The organism is Klebsiella sp. RHBSTW-00215 (genome assembly GCF_014103785.1).
GTDB lineage: Bacteria > Pseudomonadota > Gammaproteobacteria > Enterobacterales > Enterobacteriaceae > Klebsiella.
Genome location: NZ_JABXQS010000003.1, coordinates 92,494 through 108,341 on the forward strand (window position 1 = coordinate 92,494; position 15,848 = coordinate 108,341).

At 52.7% G+C, this 15,848-nt stretch carries 18 protein-coding genes; all 18 read left to right on the forward strand.

What is annotated here, in order from left to right:
* Positions 1–11: 11 nt before the first annotated feature.
* The 18 genes from HV127_RS31030 (at position 12) to traG (ending at position 15,843) form a co-directional block, all read left to right on the forward strand.
* Positions 12–392 carry a hypothetical protein gene (locus HV127_RS31030; RefSeq protein ID WP_100663260.1) on the forward strand — a complete coding sequence of 127 codons (381 nt, stop codon included), beginning with the start codon at positions 12–14 and terminating at the stop codon, positions 390–392.
* An 83-nt stretch (positions 393–475) separates the two neighbouring features.
* The gene (gene traC / locus HV127_RS31035; RefSeq protein WP_182240937.1) at positions 476–3,115 is read left to right on the forward strand and encodes a type IV secretion system protein TraC; all 2,640 of its coding nucleotides are present in this window, start codon (positions 476–478) and stop codon (positions 3,113–3,115) included.
* Positions 3,115–3,507: a type-F conjugative transfer system protein TrbI gene (gene trbI / locus HV127_RS31040; protein WP_064343534.1), complete on the forward strand. Its 393-nt coding sequence runs from the start codon at positions 3,115–3,117 to the stop codon at positions 3,505–3,507. Before traC ends, trbI begins: the two co-directional genes overlap by 1 nt.
* The gene (gene traW / locus HV127_RS31045; protein ID WP_064343535.1) at positions 3,504–4,130 is read left to right on the forward strand and encodes a type-F conjugative transfer system protein TraW; all 627 of its coding nucleotides are present in this window, start codon (positions 3,504–3,506) and stop codon (positions 4,128–4,130) included. Before trbI ends, traW begins: the two co-directional genes overlap by 4 nt.
* Positions 4,131–4,173: 43 nt before the next feature.
* The gene (traU, locus tag HV127_RS31050; protein WP_229295972.1) at positions 4,174–5,133 is read left to right on the forward strand and encodes a conjugal transfer pilus assembly protein TraU; all 960 of its coding nucleotides are present in this window, start codon (positions 4,174–4,176) and stop codon (positions 5,131–5,133) included.
* Positions 5,134–5,145: 12 nt separating this feature from the next.
* Entirely contained in the window at positions 5,146–5,793 is a 648-nt protein-coding gene (gene trbC, locus HV127_RS31055) for a type-F conjugative transfer system pilin assembly protein TrbC (RefSeq protein WP_064343536.1), read from the forward strand.
* Positions 5,790–6,173 (forward strand): hypothetical protein, encoded by a 384-nt coding sequence (locus HV127_RS31060; protein ID WP_053390297.1) that lies wholly within the window; start codon positions 5,790–5,792, stop codon positions 6,171–6,173. Before trbC ends, HV127_RS31060 begins: the two co-directional genes overlap by 4 nt.
* Complete coding sequence (gene traN, locus HV127_RS31065) at positions 6,170–8,125, forward strand: type-F conjugative transfer system mating-pair stabilization protein TraN (RefSeq protein ID WP_064359956.1); 1,956 nt, start codon at positions 6,170–6,172, stop codon at positions 8,123–8,125. Before HV127_RS31060 ends, traN begins: the two co-directional genes overlap by 4 nt.
* Before the next feature lie 31 nt (positions 8,126–8,156).
* Positions 8,157–8,417: a hypothetical protein gene (locus HV127_RS31070; RefSeq protein WP_053390216.1), complete on the forward strand. Its 261-nt coding sequence runs from the start codon at positions 8,157–8,159 to the stop codon at positions 8,415–8,417.
* Positions 8,410–9,021, forward strand: coding sequence for a hypothetical protein (locus HV127_RS31075; RefSeq protein WP_053390217.1), 612 nt, complete (start codon positions 8,410–8,412; stop codon positions 9,019–9,021). Before HV127_RS31070 ends, HV127_RS31075 begins: the two co-directional genes overlap by 8 nt.
* A complete protein-coding gene (gene trbE / locus HV127_RS31080; protein WP_053390218.1) occupies positions 9,011–9,253 on the forward strand; it encodes a conjugal transfer protein TrbE in 243 nt (80 codons plus the stop codon). The genes HV127_RS31075 and trbE overlap by 11 nt, the downstream gene beginning before the upstream one ends.
* 45 nt (positions 9,254–9,298) lie before the next feature.
* On the forward strand, positions 9,299–9,625 hold the full coding sequence (locus tag HV127_RS31085; RefSeq protein ID WP_053390219.1) for a hypothetical protein: 327 nt from the start codon (positions 9,299–9,301) through the stop codon (positions 9,623–9,625).
* Between the two features lie 20 nt (positions 9,626–9,645).
* Positions 9,646–10,398 carry a type-F conjugative transfer system pilin assembly protein TraF gene (gene traF, locus HV127_RS31090; protein ID WP_053390220.1) on the forward strand — a complete coding sequence of 251 codons (753 nt, stop codon included), beginning with the start codon at positions 9,646–9,648 and terminating at the stop codon, positions 10,396–10,398.
* 10 nt (positions 10,399–10,408) lie between these two features.
* Positions 10,409–10,645, forward strand: coding sequence for a type-F conjugative transfer system pilin chaperone TraQ (traQ, locus tag HV127_RS31095; RefSeq protein WP_182240939.1), 237 nt, complete (start codon positions 10,409–10,411; stop codon positions 10,643–10,645).
* Positions 10,620–11,186 carry a type-F conjugative transfer system pilin assembly thiol-disulfide isomerase TrbB gene (gene trbB, locus HV127_RS31100; RefSeq protein ID WP_100663597.1) on the forward strand — a complete coding sequence of 189 codons (567 nt, stop codon included), beginning with the start codon at positions 10,620–10,622 and terminating at the stop codon, positions 11,184–11,186. Before traQ ends, trbB begins: the two co-directional genes overlap by 26 nt.
* Positions 11,179–11,607 (forward strand): conjugal transfer protein TrbF, encoded by a 429-nt coding sequence (locus tag HV127_RS31105; protein ID WP_100663598.1) that lies wholly within the window; start codon positions 11,179–11,181, stop codon positions 11,605–11,607. The genes trbB and HV127_RS31105 overlap by 8 nt, the downstream gene beginning before the upstream one ends.
* Positions 11,594–12,964 carry a conjugal transfer pilus assembly protein TraH gene (gene traH, locus HV127_RS31110; RefSeq protein WP_182240941.1) on the forward strand — a complete coding sequence of 457 codons (1,371 nt, stop codon included), beginning with the start codon at positions 11,594–11,596 and terminating at the stop codon, positions 12,962–12,964. Before HV127_RS31105 ends, traH begins: the two co-directional genes overlap by 14 nt.
* On the forward strand, positions 12,964–15,843 hold the full coding sequence (gene traG, locus HV127_RS31115) for a conjugal transfer mating-pair stabilization protein TraG (RefSeq protein ID WP_064386194.1): 2,880 nt from the start codon (positions 12,964–12,966) through the stop codon (positions 15,841–15,843). Before traH ends, traG begins: the two co-directional genes overlap by 1 nt.
* Positions 15,844–15,848: the final 5 nt, after the last annotated feature.

Here is a 15,848-nt window from a genome sequence, read left to right on the forward strand (position 1 = left end):
GGGTGATGACAATGGGGTTTGTTAAAAAAAATGGATTTCTGCTTATTCCTGCTATTTACTGGCTAATCTATCTTGGTGTCAGATTAACTTATAACGGACTGGCGGGAGAGTACACGCCTGATTTCATTCAGAGCGTTAGTCATGATGGTGTTTTTATTATCTGTAGCTTACTGGTGTTCTATCTTGCTTGTTTACGAATTAAAGACAGTGGTAGTGAAATCTCAGCAGTACTCTTTTGGTCTGTTGTTGGTTTTCATGTGGCCGCGTTAGTTATTACGTTTCTTATCTGTTTATGGCGGGGAGCGCTTTTGTGGGACGTTATTTTCTTCTGGCAACTGGGGGCCGCCATGTTATTGCTGTTTTTTATGCCTGCTTACCTTCTCCTGCGGTGATTAAACCGTTAATACTGATATTTTCGCGATGATCTGATTTGTATTTTAGATGGTTAATTACCCCCTCATTAAGGAACGCCTGCATGAGTAATAACATCATGGATACCGTCGCTCAGGCCGTGAATTCGCTGGTGTCTGCGTTTAAATTGCCCGACGAATCTGCCAAAGCCAACGACATGCTGGGCAGCATGAATTTCCCACAGTTCAGCCGGGTTTTGCCCTATAAGGATTATGATTCTGCGACCGGACTGTTTATTAATACCAAAACCGTCGGCTTTATGTTTGAGGCCCGGCCTTTACCGGGCGCTAACGCACATATCGTGGCCTCACTGGAAAACCTGCTGAGAACCAAAATTCCCCGCGGTGTTCCGGTGACCATTAATCTTATCTCGAGCAAGCTGGTCGGGGACGATATTGAGTATGGGTTACGGGAGTTCAGCTGGAGCGGTAAAGAGGCCAAAAAGTTTAATGCCATTACCCGCGCCTATTATCTTCGGGCGGCTGAAACACAGTTCTCCCTGCCTCCGGGGATGGATTTACCCCTGACTCTGCGTAACTACCGTGTCTTTATCTCCTGCTGTGTACCCCGAAAGAAACATTCGAAAGCACAGATCGTCGAGCTGGAGAACCAGGTAAAAATCATCCGGGCTTCCCTGCAGGGGGCGCAAATTCCAACGCGGATACTGGATGCCCAGGGCCTGGTCGATATCGTGCGTGAACAGGTGAACCCTGATCCGGGTGAAATGTACCGTAAGCCTTACAAACTGGACCCGTACCAGGACCTGAATTATCAGTGTGTGGATGACAGTTTTGATATGCAGGTCACTGCAAACCACCTGAAGATTGGTCTGCTGGACCGGAACGGTAAAGAGAAAGTCACCCGTGTTACCAATTATCATCTGGCCCGCGATCCGGAAATCGCCTTCCTCTGGACCAGTGCGGACAACTACGCCAACCTCTTGAACCCGGAGCTCTCCATCTCCTGCCCGTTTGTCATCACGCTGACGTTAATGGTGGAGGACCAGGTGAAGACCCAGAACGAGGCCAACCTGAAGTACCTCGATCTGGAGAAAAAAAGCAAAACGTCCTATGCGAAGTATTTCCCGTCCGTGGAAAAAGAGGTTCAGGAGTGGGGGGACATCCGCCAGAGGCTGGCAACGAATCAGTCCTCGCTGGTGAGTTACTTCTTTAATATCACGGCCTACACCGACGATAACGCCGAAGCCTCTCTGGCGACCGAGCAGCAGATCCTCAACAGCTATCGTAAAGGCGGCTTTGAGCTGCTGCCCGCACGTTACCACCATCTGCGAAATTATCTGGCCATGCTGCCGTTTAAATCCGGTGAGGGGCTTTTCAAAGAGCTTCAGGCTGCAGGTGTCGTCAAGCGGGCAGAAACCTTCAATGTGGCCAACCTGCTGCCGGTTGTTGCCGACAGTCCGTTAGCGCCTGCCGGATTACTGGCGCCCACCTATCGCAACCAGCTGGCGTTCATCGACCTGTTCTATGAGGGGATGAACAACACCAACTTCAATATGGCGGTCTGCGGGACCTCCGGGGCGGGTAAAACCGGCCTTATTCAGCCACTGATCCGCAGCGTGCTGGACTCTGGCGGTTTTGCCTGGGTATTCGACATGGGCGACGGCTATAAGTCCTTATGCGAGAACATGGGCGGGGTTTACCTCGACGGTGACTCACTGAAATTCAACCCGTTTGCCAACATTCTGGATGACGCCAATTTTGACCTGTCGGCTGAGCGTATCCGCGACCAGATGTCGGTGATGGCGAGCCCGAACGGCAACCTGGATGAGGTGCATGAAGGTCTGCTGCTACAGGCGGTGCAGGCGGCCTGGCTGAGCAAGCGTAATAAGGCCCGTATCGATGATGTGGTCGATTTTCTCAAAACCGCGAAAGAGAGTCAGGAGTACGCCGAGTCACCGACCATTCGCAGCCGCCTGGACGAGATGATTATTCTGCTCGACCAGTACACGGTGAATGGTATCTACGGCGATTACTTCAACTCCGATGAACCGTCATTGCACGATGATGCCCGGATGGTGGTCCTCGAGCTGGGCGGTCTTGAATCGCGGCCTTCCCTGCTGGTCGCGGTCATGTTCTCGCTCATTATCTACATTGAAAACCGGATGTATCAGTCCCCCCGAAGCCTGAAGAAACTGAACGTCATTGACGAGGGCTGGCGGCTGCTGGACTTCAAAAACGAAAAAGTCGGCACCTTTATTGAGAAGGGTTACCGTACCGCGCGCCGCCACCTGGGGTCATATATCACCATCACGCAAAATATTGTGGATTTCGACTCACCCACCGCATCCAGTGCGGCCCGGGCGGCCTGGGGTAACTCCTCATACAAAGTCATCCTTAAGCAGTCTGCCAAAGAGTTTGCCAAATATAACCAGCTCTACCCGGATCAGTTTACGCAAATGCAGCGGGACATGATTAACAGCTTTGGGTCAGCCAAAGACCAGTGGTTCAGCTCCTTCATGCTGCAGGTGGAGGCACATACATCCTGGCATCGTCTGTTCGTCGATCCCCTCAGCCGCGCAATGTACTCCTCAAGCGGGGCCGATTTCGAGTACATCAAAGGTCGCAAAAAGCAGGGAACGGACATTCACGACGCGGTGTACGAGCTGGCCAGCCGGAATTTCCCGGCAGAAATGTCTGACCTGGAAGCCCGCATCGCACGCGATAACGTAAGGAATACAGCCTGATGGAAAACAGTACAGAAAAACAGACAAGCACGACGTCCTCAACCTTCCGCCGGGTTTCCGTCATCGTTGCCCTGGTGCTCTTCACGCTGGCGACCAACGTCTTCCTCACGCGGGTGGTACTGGAGTACACCACGCCGCGGGTGGTGGCCTTTGATATGAAGAAAACGCTCGACAGTTTTATGGACAGTGTCAGTCAGAAACAGCTGTCAGAGGCGCAGTCCAAAGCGCTGTCGGAGCGGTTTAACAGTGCGCTGGAGCAGAGCCTGGCGGATTACCAGCTACAACATCATGTCCTCATCCTGGTCTCGCCGGCGGTGGTTCAGGGCGCTCCCGATGTGACCCGGACAATCCAGACGGACATCGCCCGCCGGATGAAAGGAGGCCGCGAATGATACGTCTTCGTCGTTACCTCCTAGCCAGTTGTCTGTTGTCGCCATTGACCTATGCCGCCGACCTCGGAACCTGGGGGGATTTATGGCCCGTCCGTGAGCAGGACATGCTGGAACTTATCACGCAGCGGCTGCAGGGACTGCAACAATCCGGCCAGTGGGATAAGACAATGGGCGAGTTTAAGCAGCGGGTGATCGAGAACAGCCAGCGCCCGGCCCCGGTGGAGGGGCTGCACAGAGCGGAGAAATATGCGCAACGCTGGTTTGACCCCAGCATTCGCCTGACGGAAGACCTGAAGGATAACGAAGGGCGGGTGTTTGCTCACCAGGGCGAGCTCATCAATCCCCTGAAAACCGTGCCCTTTATGCAGACCCTGTACTTTATCAACGGCGACGATCCTGACCAGATAGCCTGGATGAAACGCCAGGTGCCGGAAACGCTGATGAGCAAGATTATCCTGGTCCGGGGCAGCGTCCCTGACACCTCGGCTGCGCTGGACAGCCGGATTTATTTTGACCAGAACGGTGTGCTTTCAAAACGGTTCGGCCTGACCAGTGTGCCGGCGCGTATTACGCCGGCGCCCTCCGGTGAGCGGCTGAATATCGAAACCTTTCCTGTTAAATAAGGACGTTTCAGTGAAATCCCTGACCCTGTTTCTGAGTGCCCTGATGATGTGGGGATACAGCCTCAGTGCGGCTGCGGACCCCTCCTGCGAGGGACGTTTTGTTAACCCGATCACCGATGTCTGCTGGCAATGCATTTTTCCGATGTCCATCGGGAGTGTGTCGGTTGCGGCCGGAGGTGGCCCGGATACCGTGAATCCGGCCAGTCCGGTTCAGTACTGTCCCGCACCGCCCCCGATATTTGTTCGTATCGGTCTGGCGATTGGCTACTGGGAGCCGATGGCCATGACGGATGTCAGCCGTTCACCTGGCTGCATGGTGAACCTCGGGGGATTCAGTATCAATCTCGGCAAGACCGGGATGGGTACGGCTAAGAAGGATGACAGGCAGGTGAACGGGGCCTTCTATCACGTCCACTGGTACAAGTATCCGCTGACCTACTGGCTGAACATCATGACCTCAGCCGGGTGCCTGGAAGGAGGCGATATGGATATTGCCTATTTATCCGAAATCGACCCGACCTGGGTGGACAGCAGCCTGACCACCATTCTGAATCCGGAAGCGATTTTGTTTGCTAACCCGATCGCCCAGGGCGCCTGTGCGGCAGATGCGATTGCCAGTGCATTCAACAAACCACTCGATATTTTGTTCTGGTGCGCCGGCTCTCAGGGTTCGATGTACCCGTTTTCTGGCTGGGCCAGCAACGAGTCCAGTCCCCTGCAGTCATCGCTGTTACTCAGTGAGCGAATGGCCTACAAGCTTCACCGGCAGGGACAAATCATGGAGACCGTCGGCGCAGATGTGGCGGTCTGCTACGAATACCCGTCTCCGATCATCCCAAAAGAGCGGTGGCGCTATCAGATGGTGAATATGTATCCGGACAGCGGTCAGTGCCACCCTCTCGGGCGCAGTGTGATGCGCTGGGAGGCGGGCAGAAATCCACCCAACACGCGGAAAAACTACGGCTACCTGATGTGGCGTAAACGTAACTGTGTCTACCTCTGAATGGAGTCCCTGATGAAGTTAAAGAATGTATTAATGACGCTGGTTGTATTGTCAGGCCCAGTCGTCGCTGCCGGTAGCCCAGGCAGTCCGACTACGGCAGACAGGGAGTGGCTGAAACAGCAGGAAAACCTCAGTGAACAGTTACGTCAGCATCCGGACAAACAGCTGCAGCAGGAACTGGAAGCGCAGATTAACCGCAATCCCCTGGCACAGTCCGATCGTCAGTTTATTGACAACCTGGCCAGTCAACAAAAGGAGGCTAACCAGGAAAAACCGACTGAAGGGGCGCTGTACTTTGTCTCCTTCTCGATACCGGAAGAAGGTCTGAAGCGAATGCTTCACGAAACAAAGCAGTACAGCATTCCTGCCACGTTGCGAGGGCTGGTTAACAACGATATGAAAGCGACGACCGATGCGGTGATGAACCTGGTGAACGACGGGGTGACTGACGGTGTGCAAATCGACCCGACGCTGTATACGCAGTACAACATCCGTAGCGTGCCGGCCCTGGTGGTGCGCTGTCAGGCCGGCTTCGACGTGGTGCATGGCAATATCAGGCTGAAGCAGGCGCTGGAGAAGGTCGCAGAGAAAGGGGACTGCGCGCAGACGGCCCGACAGATGCTCGACCTGTCCTCAGGTGCCATCAGGAGCCAGCCATGAATGGAAAACCGTACCATTATATCGACAAGGATATCCGGTACCTGGTGGCCTGTATGAACGCCCATGAGTTCAGGACCTACGCATCCTGTCAGGGGTACGGGTTACCGGTTGATTCCATTATGCCTTATATCGCTTTCACCTCGTCTGTTGCGAAGGCCTCACGGCTCAGCCAGTGTCTGCGTGAAGATGCTGAATCAGGAGATCCTGTACTGAACTGGGGATGGGATATCACCGGCAGTTTTGATTCAACGTATTCCCTCTGTTTTCGGCTAAGCCCGACGAAGCCACATAACCACTTAAGCCGCTGGCGTCGGGGCTCTCTGCGAGGCGATTTCAATGTCATTGCGTGCTATGTGAAAAAACAAGGAGAGTTCTCATGAAAGAGGTTCCCCTCATTATTACTCTGCACGCTGCTGTGCTCGGGACATTTATCTGGTTTATGACGCCGGTCTGTGCCGACAGCAGTACGGATTACAAAGCCGGTTCGGATTTCGCAAAACAGGTTCAGGGAGGGGGGCTCGATGCTCTGAAAAACTTTAATGGTGAGCAGACCTTACCCGGTTATACCTCCCGACCCGACCAGACGAAATACTACGGTGGCGTGACAGCCAGCGGTGACAGTTCCCTGAAAAGTGACTCTGCTTCGGAGTTCAGCCAGAACGAGGCCGGACAAAGTATCACGGAGTCGTTCACCAACCGGCCCCCTGACAGTATTTCAGCGGATGCCCCCTTTATTCAGGCGGCACAGGACACCGAATCCCGGGCGGACAGCATTGTCGGCGATACCGGTCAGGCCTGTACGGCACAGGTGGTTAATCGTAGCGAGTTCACGAACCATACGTGCGAGCGGGATTTGCAGGTGGAGAACTTCTGCACGCGGGAGGCGACGCTGAAAGACAACGCCACGACGCAAAAGGTCAGTCGTACCTACCAGCAGGCTGTCCCGATGAATTTCACCCGAAACAGCACCCGATGGAGCGGGACGCTGACCATCCCGTCGACAGGGCGGCTGCTCAGCGTGTCTGTTGACGGTGAACCTCTGCCGGTTCCCTGGATTTATGAATGTGACAACGAAGGAAAGGTCAGAGACAGTTGCAAGCTTGCAGTCAGTGAAAACATCAGCCTCTTTGATAAAACATTCCCTGTCGATGTGATGACCTGGCCGAATACGGTGACGACGTGCTCCGGGGGCCAGAACACACACTGTACAAGTCATTACTACGATGGCACCGGGAAAATTCATCAGTCTTTCAGCATGGACCGGAACGTTGTCGCCGGGCAGAGCTTTCCGGTAACGAAAACGTCGAAAACCCAGCCATCAGTGAATGTTAAATCCATTCAGGTGACGGTCATACTGGTCATGGAGGAGACGGAAACCGTATTTGCACCAGAGGTGGTCTGGGTTGAAAGTTGTCCGTTCAGCAAGGACGAAGGCACGAAAACAGGTGAAGAATGTATCAGCCCGGGCGGGACAAAAACCCTCAACCTGGGCGGGAAGGCGTATTCCTTCACAGAAGCATGCTGGAAATACAAGGACACCTGGCTCACACAGCCTGCGGATCATGGCTCCTGTGAGAGCCTGATGAACAATACAGCCTGCACGCTCTCTTCACGTCAGTGTGCCTTCACCGGTGAAGACGGGACCTGTCTGCATGAGTATGCCACGTACTCCTGCGAAACCCGGACCAGCGGTAAGCAGATGATCTGCGGCGGGGATGTATTCTGCCTTGATGGTGAATGCGATAAAGCGGTCAGCGGCACGAACAACGGCTTTGGACAGGCAGTTTCAGAGCTCGCGGCGCTGGCCGCTGCGGGTAAAGATGTTGCGGCGCTGAACGGGGTGGACGTCAGGGCATTCACCGGCAAGGCAAAATTCTGTAAGAAGTTCGCTGCAGGCTTCAGCAACTGCTGCAAGGACAGCGGATGGGGCCAGGATGTGGGCCTGGCACGCTGCAGCAGCGAAGAGAAGGCGCTGGCCAAAGCGAAAACCAACAAGCTGACAGTCAGTATTGGTGAGTTCTGCTCGAAGAAGGTACTGGGGATCTGTCTGGAGAAAAAACGCAGTTACTGCCAGTTTGACTCAAAACTGGCTCAGATAGTCCAGGAGCAAGGCCGTAACGGACAGCTGCATATTGGGTTCGGTGGTGCCAGCAGTCCGGACTGCCGGGGGATCACGGTAGCAGAACTGCAGGGCATTAACTTTAATCAGCTGGACTTCACGAACTTCATGGAGGACCTGATAAATAACCAGAAAATACCGGATAACAGTGAGCTGACTGATAAAACAAAACAACGCATAAAAGAACTTCTCACGCAGTCTTCAGCAAAATGATTTCTGAATAATTAAATTTAAAGGTGATAAAATGACAGCGTCATTTATGATGATATTTCAGCTGCTGACCTTGTTTTTAATTCCATTCATCCTTGCTGTGTTCATGTCAGGCCGCAGCCTGATCCTGATATTTTTCGGTGCTCTGACATCACAGGCAACAGTTGCTGTCGCGTTTTCTCTGCTCTCCAGTCGGGACGGGGCTGAGTGTATGGGGATGGGGGCACTGTCGCTTGTTTTTTATGTCATCACGTTGTCCCGTATTGAAAATAATAAGGATGGTTTAAATGAATAGACTGGTCAGGTCCGCCACGGTTTTGTTTTTTATTCTAATAATGCCATTTTCAAATGCCGCAAGCAGAGAGGAACTCGAGAAGCTGTATTCAATGCAGATGCCCGGCACTGTCATTCAGTGTAAGAGAACAGATGAAACGTTTTTTACAAAAATAAGAATGATTTCCCGGTATACGGTTACGGAGCAAAGTGAAAATAAAACAAAAATGGATGGGCGGGTTGCCATGTACGCCACCGGTCTGAAAACGTTACGATTTGAAGCTGAATTTAAAGCTACCCGGACAATGCTGGATACTCGTGATATGTGGGAGGTCGACCCCGACTCGCTGGTTATGAAAGTATCAGGTGAGGATGCAAAACGCTTTAAAAATAAGGGAGGGGTTGATTTTTTCAGGGATAATAGCAGGTTAAACTATGACGATCACTCTGATATTCGATTTACTACCTACCCCGATTATATTATCGGGGAGGATGACCCCGGATTCTTTACATCAAAAGGCGCAGAGGAATGTACCACTCGCTTTGCTGACAGTTTTCCCGCGGGGAAAGCCGGGCTGAAGGTGAAGGAGGATAACAGTAATAAGGAACACAACCATGAAAATTAACTTTCATAAATATCCTGCCGTCGATTTTCTGGTGAGATTACTGCTGACAATAATCATTATCTCCCCTGTGCTGTATTTCTCATGGGATGCCGTCAAAGGGACGTCAGGTAGTGATTATATTGAGAGTGTGGTTTTTATTCTCATGGTCGGTTTTTTCTGGCTGGTGAGTTACCTGTTTTTTTCTGCTCTGGCGGGACTGATAAAAACCAGTCGTAAGGAGAAAAAAAGATGACTCAGCCTATGCCACTATTTTTCACGATGTGACCAGGAGGGGGGCATGGAAGAGAAAAAATCATACGGGGTGGTGATGCTGTTTGTCGGCGTGTTTGTCGTCTTCCTGGTCTGTGTCATGTCGTACAGCCTGTGGCGCGATAAGCAGATTAATGCGTTTATGACCACCAACCGGGCCTGGGGTATTCAGTGTGACCGGGTTTCTCAGGCCGCGTGGGTGGTTAAAGGAGGGGAGCGGGTGAACCTGGAAATGAATTCGCTTCCCCTGTACTGCAGCGGGTATCGCTTTGAAGCCCGCAATGACGCAGGAAAAACACGGCGTCTTCTTGATAAGTACAGCGTCTATCAGCATCTGTCACGCCAGCCGCGTTAATTCATAAAAGGGTATTTACCATGCGAACAATACATGCCGCCATGCTGGCGGGGTGCCTTTGCTGCACCCTGATGCCGGCTTACGCAAAAGACGCGGGCTGGCAGTGGTACAACGAGAAACTGAAGTCCCGGGAAGAAGAGCAACTGCCGGCACCAGCGGCCTCACCGCCGCAAATGGATATTCTGGAGAAACAGGCAGCTCTGCAACATGCAACGAAAAAAGCATTAGCGGAAGCCATCTTGTACCCCTCAGTGCCGGCTTTTGTGAAGTTCTTCCGTCTCCAGAACTACTGGACGCAGCAGGCTGGCCTGTTCTCGATGAGCGCAAAGAAAGCCATGCTGGAAAACCCGGAGCTCGATTACAACCTGCAGTACAGCCACTACAACGGCACTGTGAAAAACCAGCTGGCTGCCGACTATGCCGAACAGCGAAAGGCTATCGCCACTCTCGCACAGCACTACGGTGTGATGTTCTTCTACCGGGGGCGTGAGGCCATCGATGGACAGCTGGTCCAGGTGATTCAGAACTTTCGCGAGACTTACGGCCTGAGCGTGATACCGGTCTCTGTGGACGGCGTGGTGAATCCCCTGCTCCCTGACAGCCGGATGGACCAGGGCCAGTCACAGCAGCTCGGCGTGAAGTACTTCCCGGCGATGATGCTGGTCAACCCGAAAAGCGGGCAGGTGAAACCCCTCAGTTACGGCTTTATCAGTCAGGACGACCTGGCAAAACAGTTTCTCTATGTCTCCAGCGACTTTAAACCCAATTTTTAAGGAGAGTGTCATGCGAAAGATTCGTTTTCCCGATTTAGACATTACCGGGATGTGGGTGCTGGCCGTGGGCGTATTTTTCCATCTTATCGCCCGGCTGGTAAGGAAGCAGCCTGAGATGGCCATTCAGGCCGGAGAAATTCTGGGGTTAGGGATGGTTATTTTCGGCGGGTACAAAATTATCAACGCCCTGATTGCTGAGGCAGAAAAACAGGAGAAGGCCCGTGAAAAGCAACCTGAAGACAATTAGGGCGGGTTTCACAACGGCTGCTTTGCTGTTGGCGCTTTCTCCCGTGACCTGGGCTGGTACGCTCGATGAAGTAAAATCCCTCTGGGACCCGCAGGGCATAACAGGCACGACGCCGGTGCCATCTGCTGGCGTGTCCGCACCCGTGAAGCCGGTCTCTCAGGCCCGCTGGTACCGGCTCAGCAACGGCCAACAGGTTAATCTCAGTGACTGGAAAGTGGTGCTGTTTATGCAGGGGCACTGCCCGTACTGCCATAAGTTTGACCCGGTTCTGAAGCAGCTGTCCGGACAATACGGATTCTCGGTGTTCTCTTACACGATCGACGGTCAGGGGGACGAGGCGTTCCCTGAAGCCCTGCCGGTACCGCCTGACGTGATGCAGACTTTTTTCCCGAATATCCCGGTAGCTACCCCGACCACGTTTCTGGTGAATGTGAATACGCTGGCGGCCTGGCCGATTCTGCAGGGCGCCACCGATGCTCAGGGATTTATGGCCAGAATGGATACGGTATTTCAAATGATGGGGGCACCTGATAATGGATAGTCTCAACAAAATATATTCTTCGTTACCCGTACTGGAAAGAAATAAACGCCTGAAGCTATCACGGCAAAAGAGATTCGATGTTTATTATTGTCTCGCTTTTATGTTTGGTTCTGCCGGATTATTTCTGTGGTGGGGAAGTCATGCGTATTTCAGTGTGTTCACTGAGCTGTTAACCCCGTCGGAGAAGCTGGGGTCTGCAGAGAACGTCATGAATCTGTGGAATGTCCTGATGTATTTCGTTCCCTTTATTCTTTTCTCACTTTCCATTGGTTGTCTGGCAACGGCTTTGCTGGGAGTACTGATGGCCGAACTGGCTTTCTGGTTTGAATATGCCCTTGAAAAAAGCTTCCAGCGATATTTAAACCGCAACCTCCGACGGAAAAATAAAATGAAAGAAGGAGAGCCTGATGTTCATCCGTAAACCATTATCAGTGCTTTGTGGAATGTTGCTAGGGGTGTCATTGACGGCGGCCGCAGATGTTAACGGTGACATGAACAACTTCTTCAATAAGCTGGGGTTCGCGTCCAATACCAGTCAGCCTCAGGTCTGGCAGGGGCAGGCGGCGGGTTACGCTTCCGGCGGTTCGCTGTATGCCAGAACGCAGGTGAAAACGATCCAGCTGGTCAGCATGACCCTGCCGGATATTAATGCCGGTTGCGGCGGCATCGATGCATATCTGGGTTCGTTCTCTTTTATCAACAGCGAACAGCTGCAGCGCTTCGGCAAACAAATCATGTCCAACGCCGCGGGCTACTTCTTTGACCTGGCACTGCAGACCACTGTACCCGAAATCAAGACCGCAAAGGACTTCCTGCAGAAGATGGCCAGCGACATCAACAGCATGAACCTCAGCAGCTGCCAGGCCGCGCAGGGAATTGTCGGCGGGCTGTTTCCTCGAACCCAGGTCGCTCAGCAGAAGGTATGCCAGGATATCGCCGGCGAGAGCAATATCTTTTCGGACTGGGCCGCGTCCCGACAGGGCTGTTCGGTGGGCGGGCAGATGGACAAGGTGCAGGACAAAGCCAGCGACAAGGACAAGGAACGGGTCATGAAGAACATCAATGTCATGTGGAATGCCCTGTCCAAAAACCGCCTCTTCGACGATAACAAAGAGCTGAAAGAGTTTGTGATGACGCTGACCGGTACCCTGATTTTTGGCGAGAACAGTGAAATCACACCGCTGCCGGCACGGACCACGGATCAGGACCTGATTAAGGCGATGATGGAGGGAGGGACGGCTAAAATCTACCACTGCAATGATTCAGAAAAATGTCTCAAGGTGGTGGCCGATGCCAGCGTGACGATTTCAGACAAAAAGGCGCTGAAGAACCAGATCTCCGCTCTGCTGAGCAGTATCCAGAACAAAGCAGTAACGGATACCGCGCTGACAGAGCAGGAGAAAGGGTTTATCTCCAGCACCACCATCCCGGTCTTTAAATACCTGGTTGACCCGCAGATGCTCGGGGTCTCTAACTCGCTGCTGTACCAGCTGACGGACTATATCGGCTTCGACATACTGCTGCAGTACATCCAGGAGCTGATCCAGCAGGCCCGTGCAATGGTCTCGACCGGTAACTACCCGCAGTCGACGATGGACATGATCCTCGAGAACCTGAACCAGGCGAGTGTGCAGATTGCCGCTTTTCAGTCCCGGATACAGGTGCAGCAGGACGCGCTGCTGGTCGTTGACCGGCAGATGAGCTACATGCGTCAGCAGGTATCCGCCCGCATGATGACCCGCTACCAGAACAACTATCACTTCGGAGGGAGCCTCTGATGCTGGAAATCTACACGATAGCCGGCGGCGACTGGTTTCGGGGCAACCTGAATGCCATTGCCGCTTTCATGAGTACCGGTACCTGGTCCTCCATTGAGAAAATGTGTATCGCCTTTTCCGTACTGATTGTCGCCAGCAGCTGGGTGAAAAAGCACAACGTCATGGATCTGGTCGGCTGGGTGTTTGCCCTGACGCTGGTCTCGATGCTGGTCGTCATTCGCAAACCGGTGCAGATTATCGACTACAGTAATGTCTCTCAGGTCTATCAGGTCGACAATGTCCCGATAGGCCTGGCGATTCCTGCCTCACTGACAACACGCGTCGGGAATGCGCTGGTACAGAGCTATGAGATGATTTTCTCCCTGCCCGACAGCGTGACGTACAGCAAGACAGGGATGCTGTTTGGCAGTAATTTAATCGCTAAAAGCACCGACTTTTTATCGCAGAACCCGGAGATCACCACGTTGTTCTCTGACTATGTGCAGAACTGCGTCATGGGCGATATTTTTCTCAACCATAAGTATTCCTTTGAGGAGCTGATGGAATCTGCTGACCCGTACTCGCTGATATTTTCTCAGCCGAGTCCACTTCGTCAGGTTCCTAATAACAGCTATAAGTTTCTGGAGAAAGACTATATTGGCACCACGTTTATCAGCTGTCAGGTGGCGGCAACGGAGCTGAAGCAACGGCTGGCTCTGGATACCCAGACGGGCGGGAAAACCTGGAACTACTATGTGCGCCAGCTCTTTGGCGGCAAACCCAACCCGGACCTGCTGTTCAGCCAGATGATCGGTGACAGCTATAACTTCTTCTACAGCTCGGGGCAGAGCGCGGGACAGATAATCCGCCAGAATGTCACCATGAATGCACTGCGCAGCGGTATTCAGAGCTACGCGGCCCGCAGTGGTGATACGGCCAGCCTGGTGAACATCGCCAACACCTCTTCGCTGGAGAAACAACGCCTGGCACAGGCGACAATGGGCCACCAGGCATTACGCTCCCTGCCGTTGATGCAGACGGTGGTGATGGGGATCATGATTGGCCTGTTTCCGATCATGGTGATGGCCGCCATGTTCAACATGATGACAATGCAGGTCATCAAGGGTTACTTTTATGCGCTGATGTGGCTGCAGTCCTGGCCTCTGCTGTACGCCATTCTGAACAGCGCGATGGCGTATTATGCGAAGCAAAATGGAGTACCGGTGGTCCTGTCTGAACTCTCTCAGGTTCAGCTCAAGAACTCCGATATTGCGACAACTGCGGGCTACATCTCGATGATGATCCCCCCCTTAACCTGGGCCATGATTAAAAGTATGGGGGCAGGGTTTTCCAGCGCGTACAGTCATTTTGCCTCGTCGGGCCTCAGCTCGACGTCGCAGGCCTCTTCCAGCGTCGTGGACGGGAATTACTCGTTTTCGAATATGCAAACGGACAATGTCAGCGGAAACAGCTGGAACACCAACAGTTCAACGGCATTTGGACAGATGTCCCGGCAACTGGGGAACGGAGGCATGGGTACACAGACCCGGGATGGTTCGATGGTCTGGGACAGCAGCGGTGCGATGTCAAAACTGCCGGTGGATATTAATGTTGGCCGTCAGATAGCCAGTGCACAGCAGCAGATGGCACGTGAATCTGACGTCCAGGCAGAGAGCTCTCTGCAGGGCTATAACAGCAGCGTGACCAGTGCCTGGAACAGCCTGAAGCAATTTGGCACAAATATGGGGACCAGCGCGTCAACCACCACGGGGGCAGATAATACCGAGTCGTCGCAGGATTCAATGGCGAAAAGCAAAATGTGGAACGCGGTTGTTTCAAATGCAAAAGCCAACAACATAAGTAACGAACAGTCGTTCCAGAACTTGATGGATGAATCGACAAGGGGCTCAATCACGGGTGAAGCTTACGGTGGGGTGAAATGGAGCTCGGGAGATCAGCTTGCCGGTAAACTGGGTAAATTGGCTACAGGAGCCAGTATCGATGGAGGTCTGAAAGTTGCAGCAAGTGGTACTGCGGGCACGGGTTCAACTGATACTGTAGGGCAATCCGGCCGCCACTCAGTAGATACCAGACATGATACCAGTAGCCAGGCGGCGAAAGATTTTAAAGAGGGGGCTGACTACATCACCAGCCATAAAACCAGTACATCAGGTAACACGACAGATAATAATGCAAGCTCCCGCGTGGACCAGTTCTCTGCGTCACTTTCCAGTGCGAAAAACAGCTACGACCAATATACAAACAGCCGTACTCGCAGCCATGAATTTAGCGAAATGGCTTCTCGAACAGAGAGTATGAGCGGCCAGATGAGTGAGAATCTGACGCAGCAGTTTGCAAACTTTGTCCAACAACGGTCTCCACAGAATGCAGAAGCTATCCTGACAAATACCAGTTCGCCGGAAGTGGCAGCACAACGAGAATCGCTGGCCCGTGAATTTGTTAAGGCACAGGTAGAGCCTAAGGTTGATGGCGCCTATCAGGATGCGAGAGGCACAATCGGTCAGGGAATGCCTACTGTGTCAGGAGGTGGAGGGGCTGGTACCGTAGAAGCCGATTATAACCAGCACAGTGGCAGTATTGATGGAATGACGCATAATGCTGGAATCAAGGGTAATGTGGGTCAGACAGTGGGATCGATGGTGTCTCAAAACAAACAGGCACACGAGGAAAGCCGTCAGGGAATTCAGCAGCAGGGGGATGATGTGAAAACACAGCAGACCGGTCTGGAAAACCACCACAAAAAAGAAGGAAATAATTTTAGTGAGCAATATAATAAAGAGATAAGTTCTCAACGAGACACGTTGATAAGTGATACAACGGAAAAACTCAGGGAGAATGCCTTAAAGAGATCAAAAGATCTTGAAGATAAGCTCCCTTAGGATTT

Bases quoted from the DNA above. Each gene is read 5' to 3' on its own strand.
- HV127_RS31030 (WP_100663260.1), top strand. From the start codon at position 12: ATGGGGTTTGTTAAAAAAAATGGATTTCTGCTTATTCCTGCTATTTAC.
- traC (WP_182240937.1), top strand. From the start codon at position 476: ATGAGTAATAACATCATGGATACCGTCGCTCAGGCCGTGAATTCGCTG.
- trbI (WP_064343534.1), top strand. From the start codon at position 3,115: ATGGAAAACAGTACAGAAAAACAGACAAGCACGACGTCCTCAACCTTC.
- traW (WP_064343535.1), top strand. From the start codon at position 3,504: ATGATACGTCTTCGTCGTTACCTCCTAGCCAGTTGTCTGTTGTCGCCA.
- traU (WP_229295972.1), top strand. From the start codon at position 4,174: ATGATGTGGGGATACAGCCTCAGTGCGGCTGCGGACCCCTCCTGCGAG.
- trbC (WP_064343536.1), top strand. From the start codon at position 5,146: ATGAAGTTAAAGAATGTATTAATGACGCTGGTTGTATTGTCAGGCCCA.
- HV127_RS31060 (WP_053390297.1), top strand. From the start codon at position 5,790: ATGAATGGAAAACCGTACCATTATATCGACAAGGATATCCGGTACCTG.
- traN (WP_064359956.1), top strand. From the start codon at position 6,170: ATGAAAGAGGTTCCCCTCATTATTACTCTGCACGCTGCTGTGCTCGGG.
- HV127_RS31070 (WP_053390216.1), top strand. From the start codon at position 8,157: ATGACAGCGTCATTTATGATGATATTTCAGCTGCTGACCTTGTTTTTA.
- HV127_RS31075 (WP_053390217.1), top strand. From the start codon at position 8,410: ATGAATAGACTGGTCAGGTCCGCCACGGTTTTGTTTTTTATTCTAATA.
- trbE (WP_053390218.1), top strand. From the start codon at position 9,011: ATGAAAATTAACTTTCATAAATATCCTGCCGTCGATTTTCTGGTGAGA.
- HV127_RS31085 (WP_053390219.1), top strand. From the start codon at position 9,299: ATGGAAGAGAAAAAATCATACGGGGTGGTGATGCTGTTTGTCGGCGTG.
- traF (WP_053390220.1), top strand. From the start codon at position 9,646: ATGCGAACAATACATGCCGCCATGCTGGCGGGGTGCCTTTGCTGCACC.
- traQ (WP_182240939.1), top strand. From the start codon at position 10,409: ATGCGAAAGATTCGTTTTCCCGATTTAGACATTACCGGGATGTGGGTG.
- HV127_RS31105 (WP_100663598.1), top strand. From the start codon at position 11,179: ATGGATAGTCTCAACAAAATATATTCTTCGTTACCCGTACTGGAAAGA.
- traH (WP_182240941.1), top strand. From the start codon at position 11,594: ATGTTCATCCGTAAACCATTATCAGTGCTTTGTGGAATGTTGCTAGGG.
- traG (WP_064386194.1), top strand. From the start codon at position 12,964: ATGCTGGAAATCTACACGATAGCCGGCGGCGACTGGTTTCGGGGCAAC.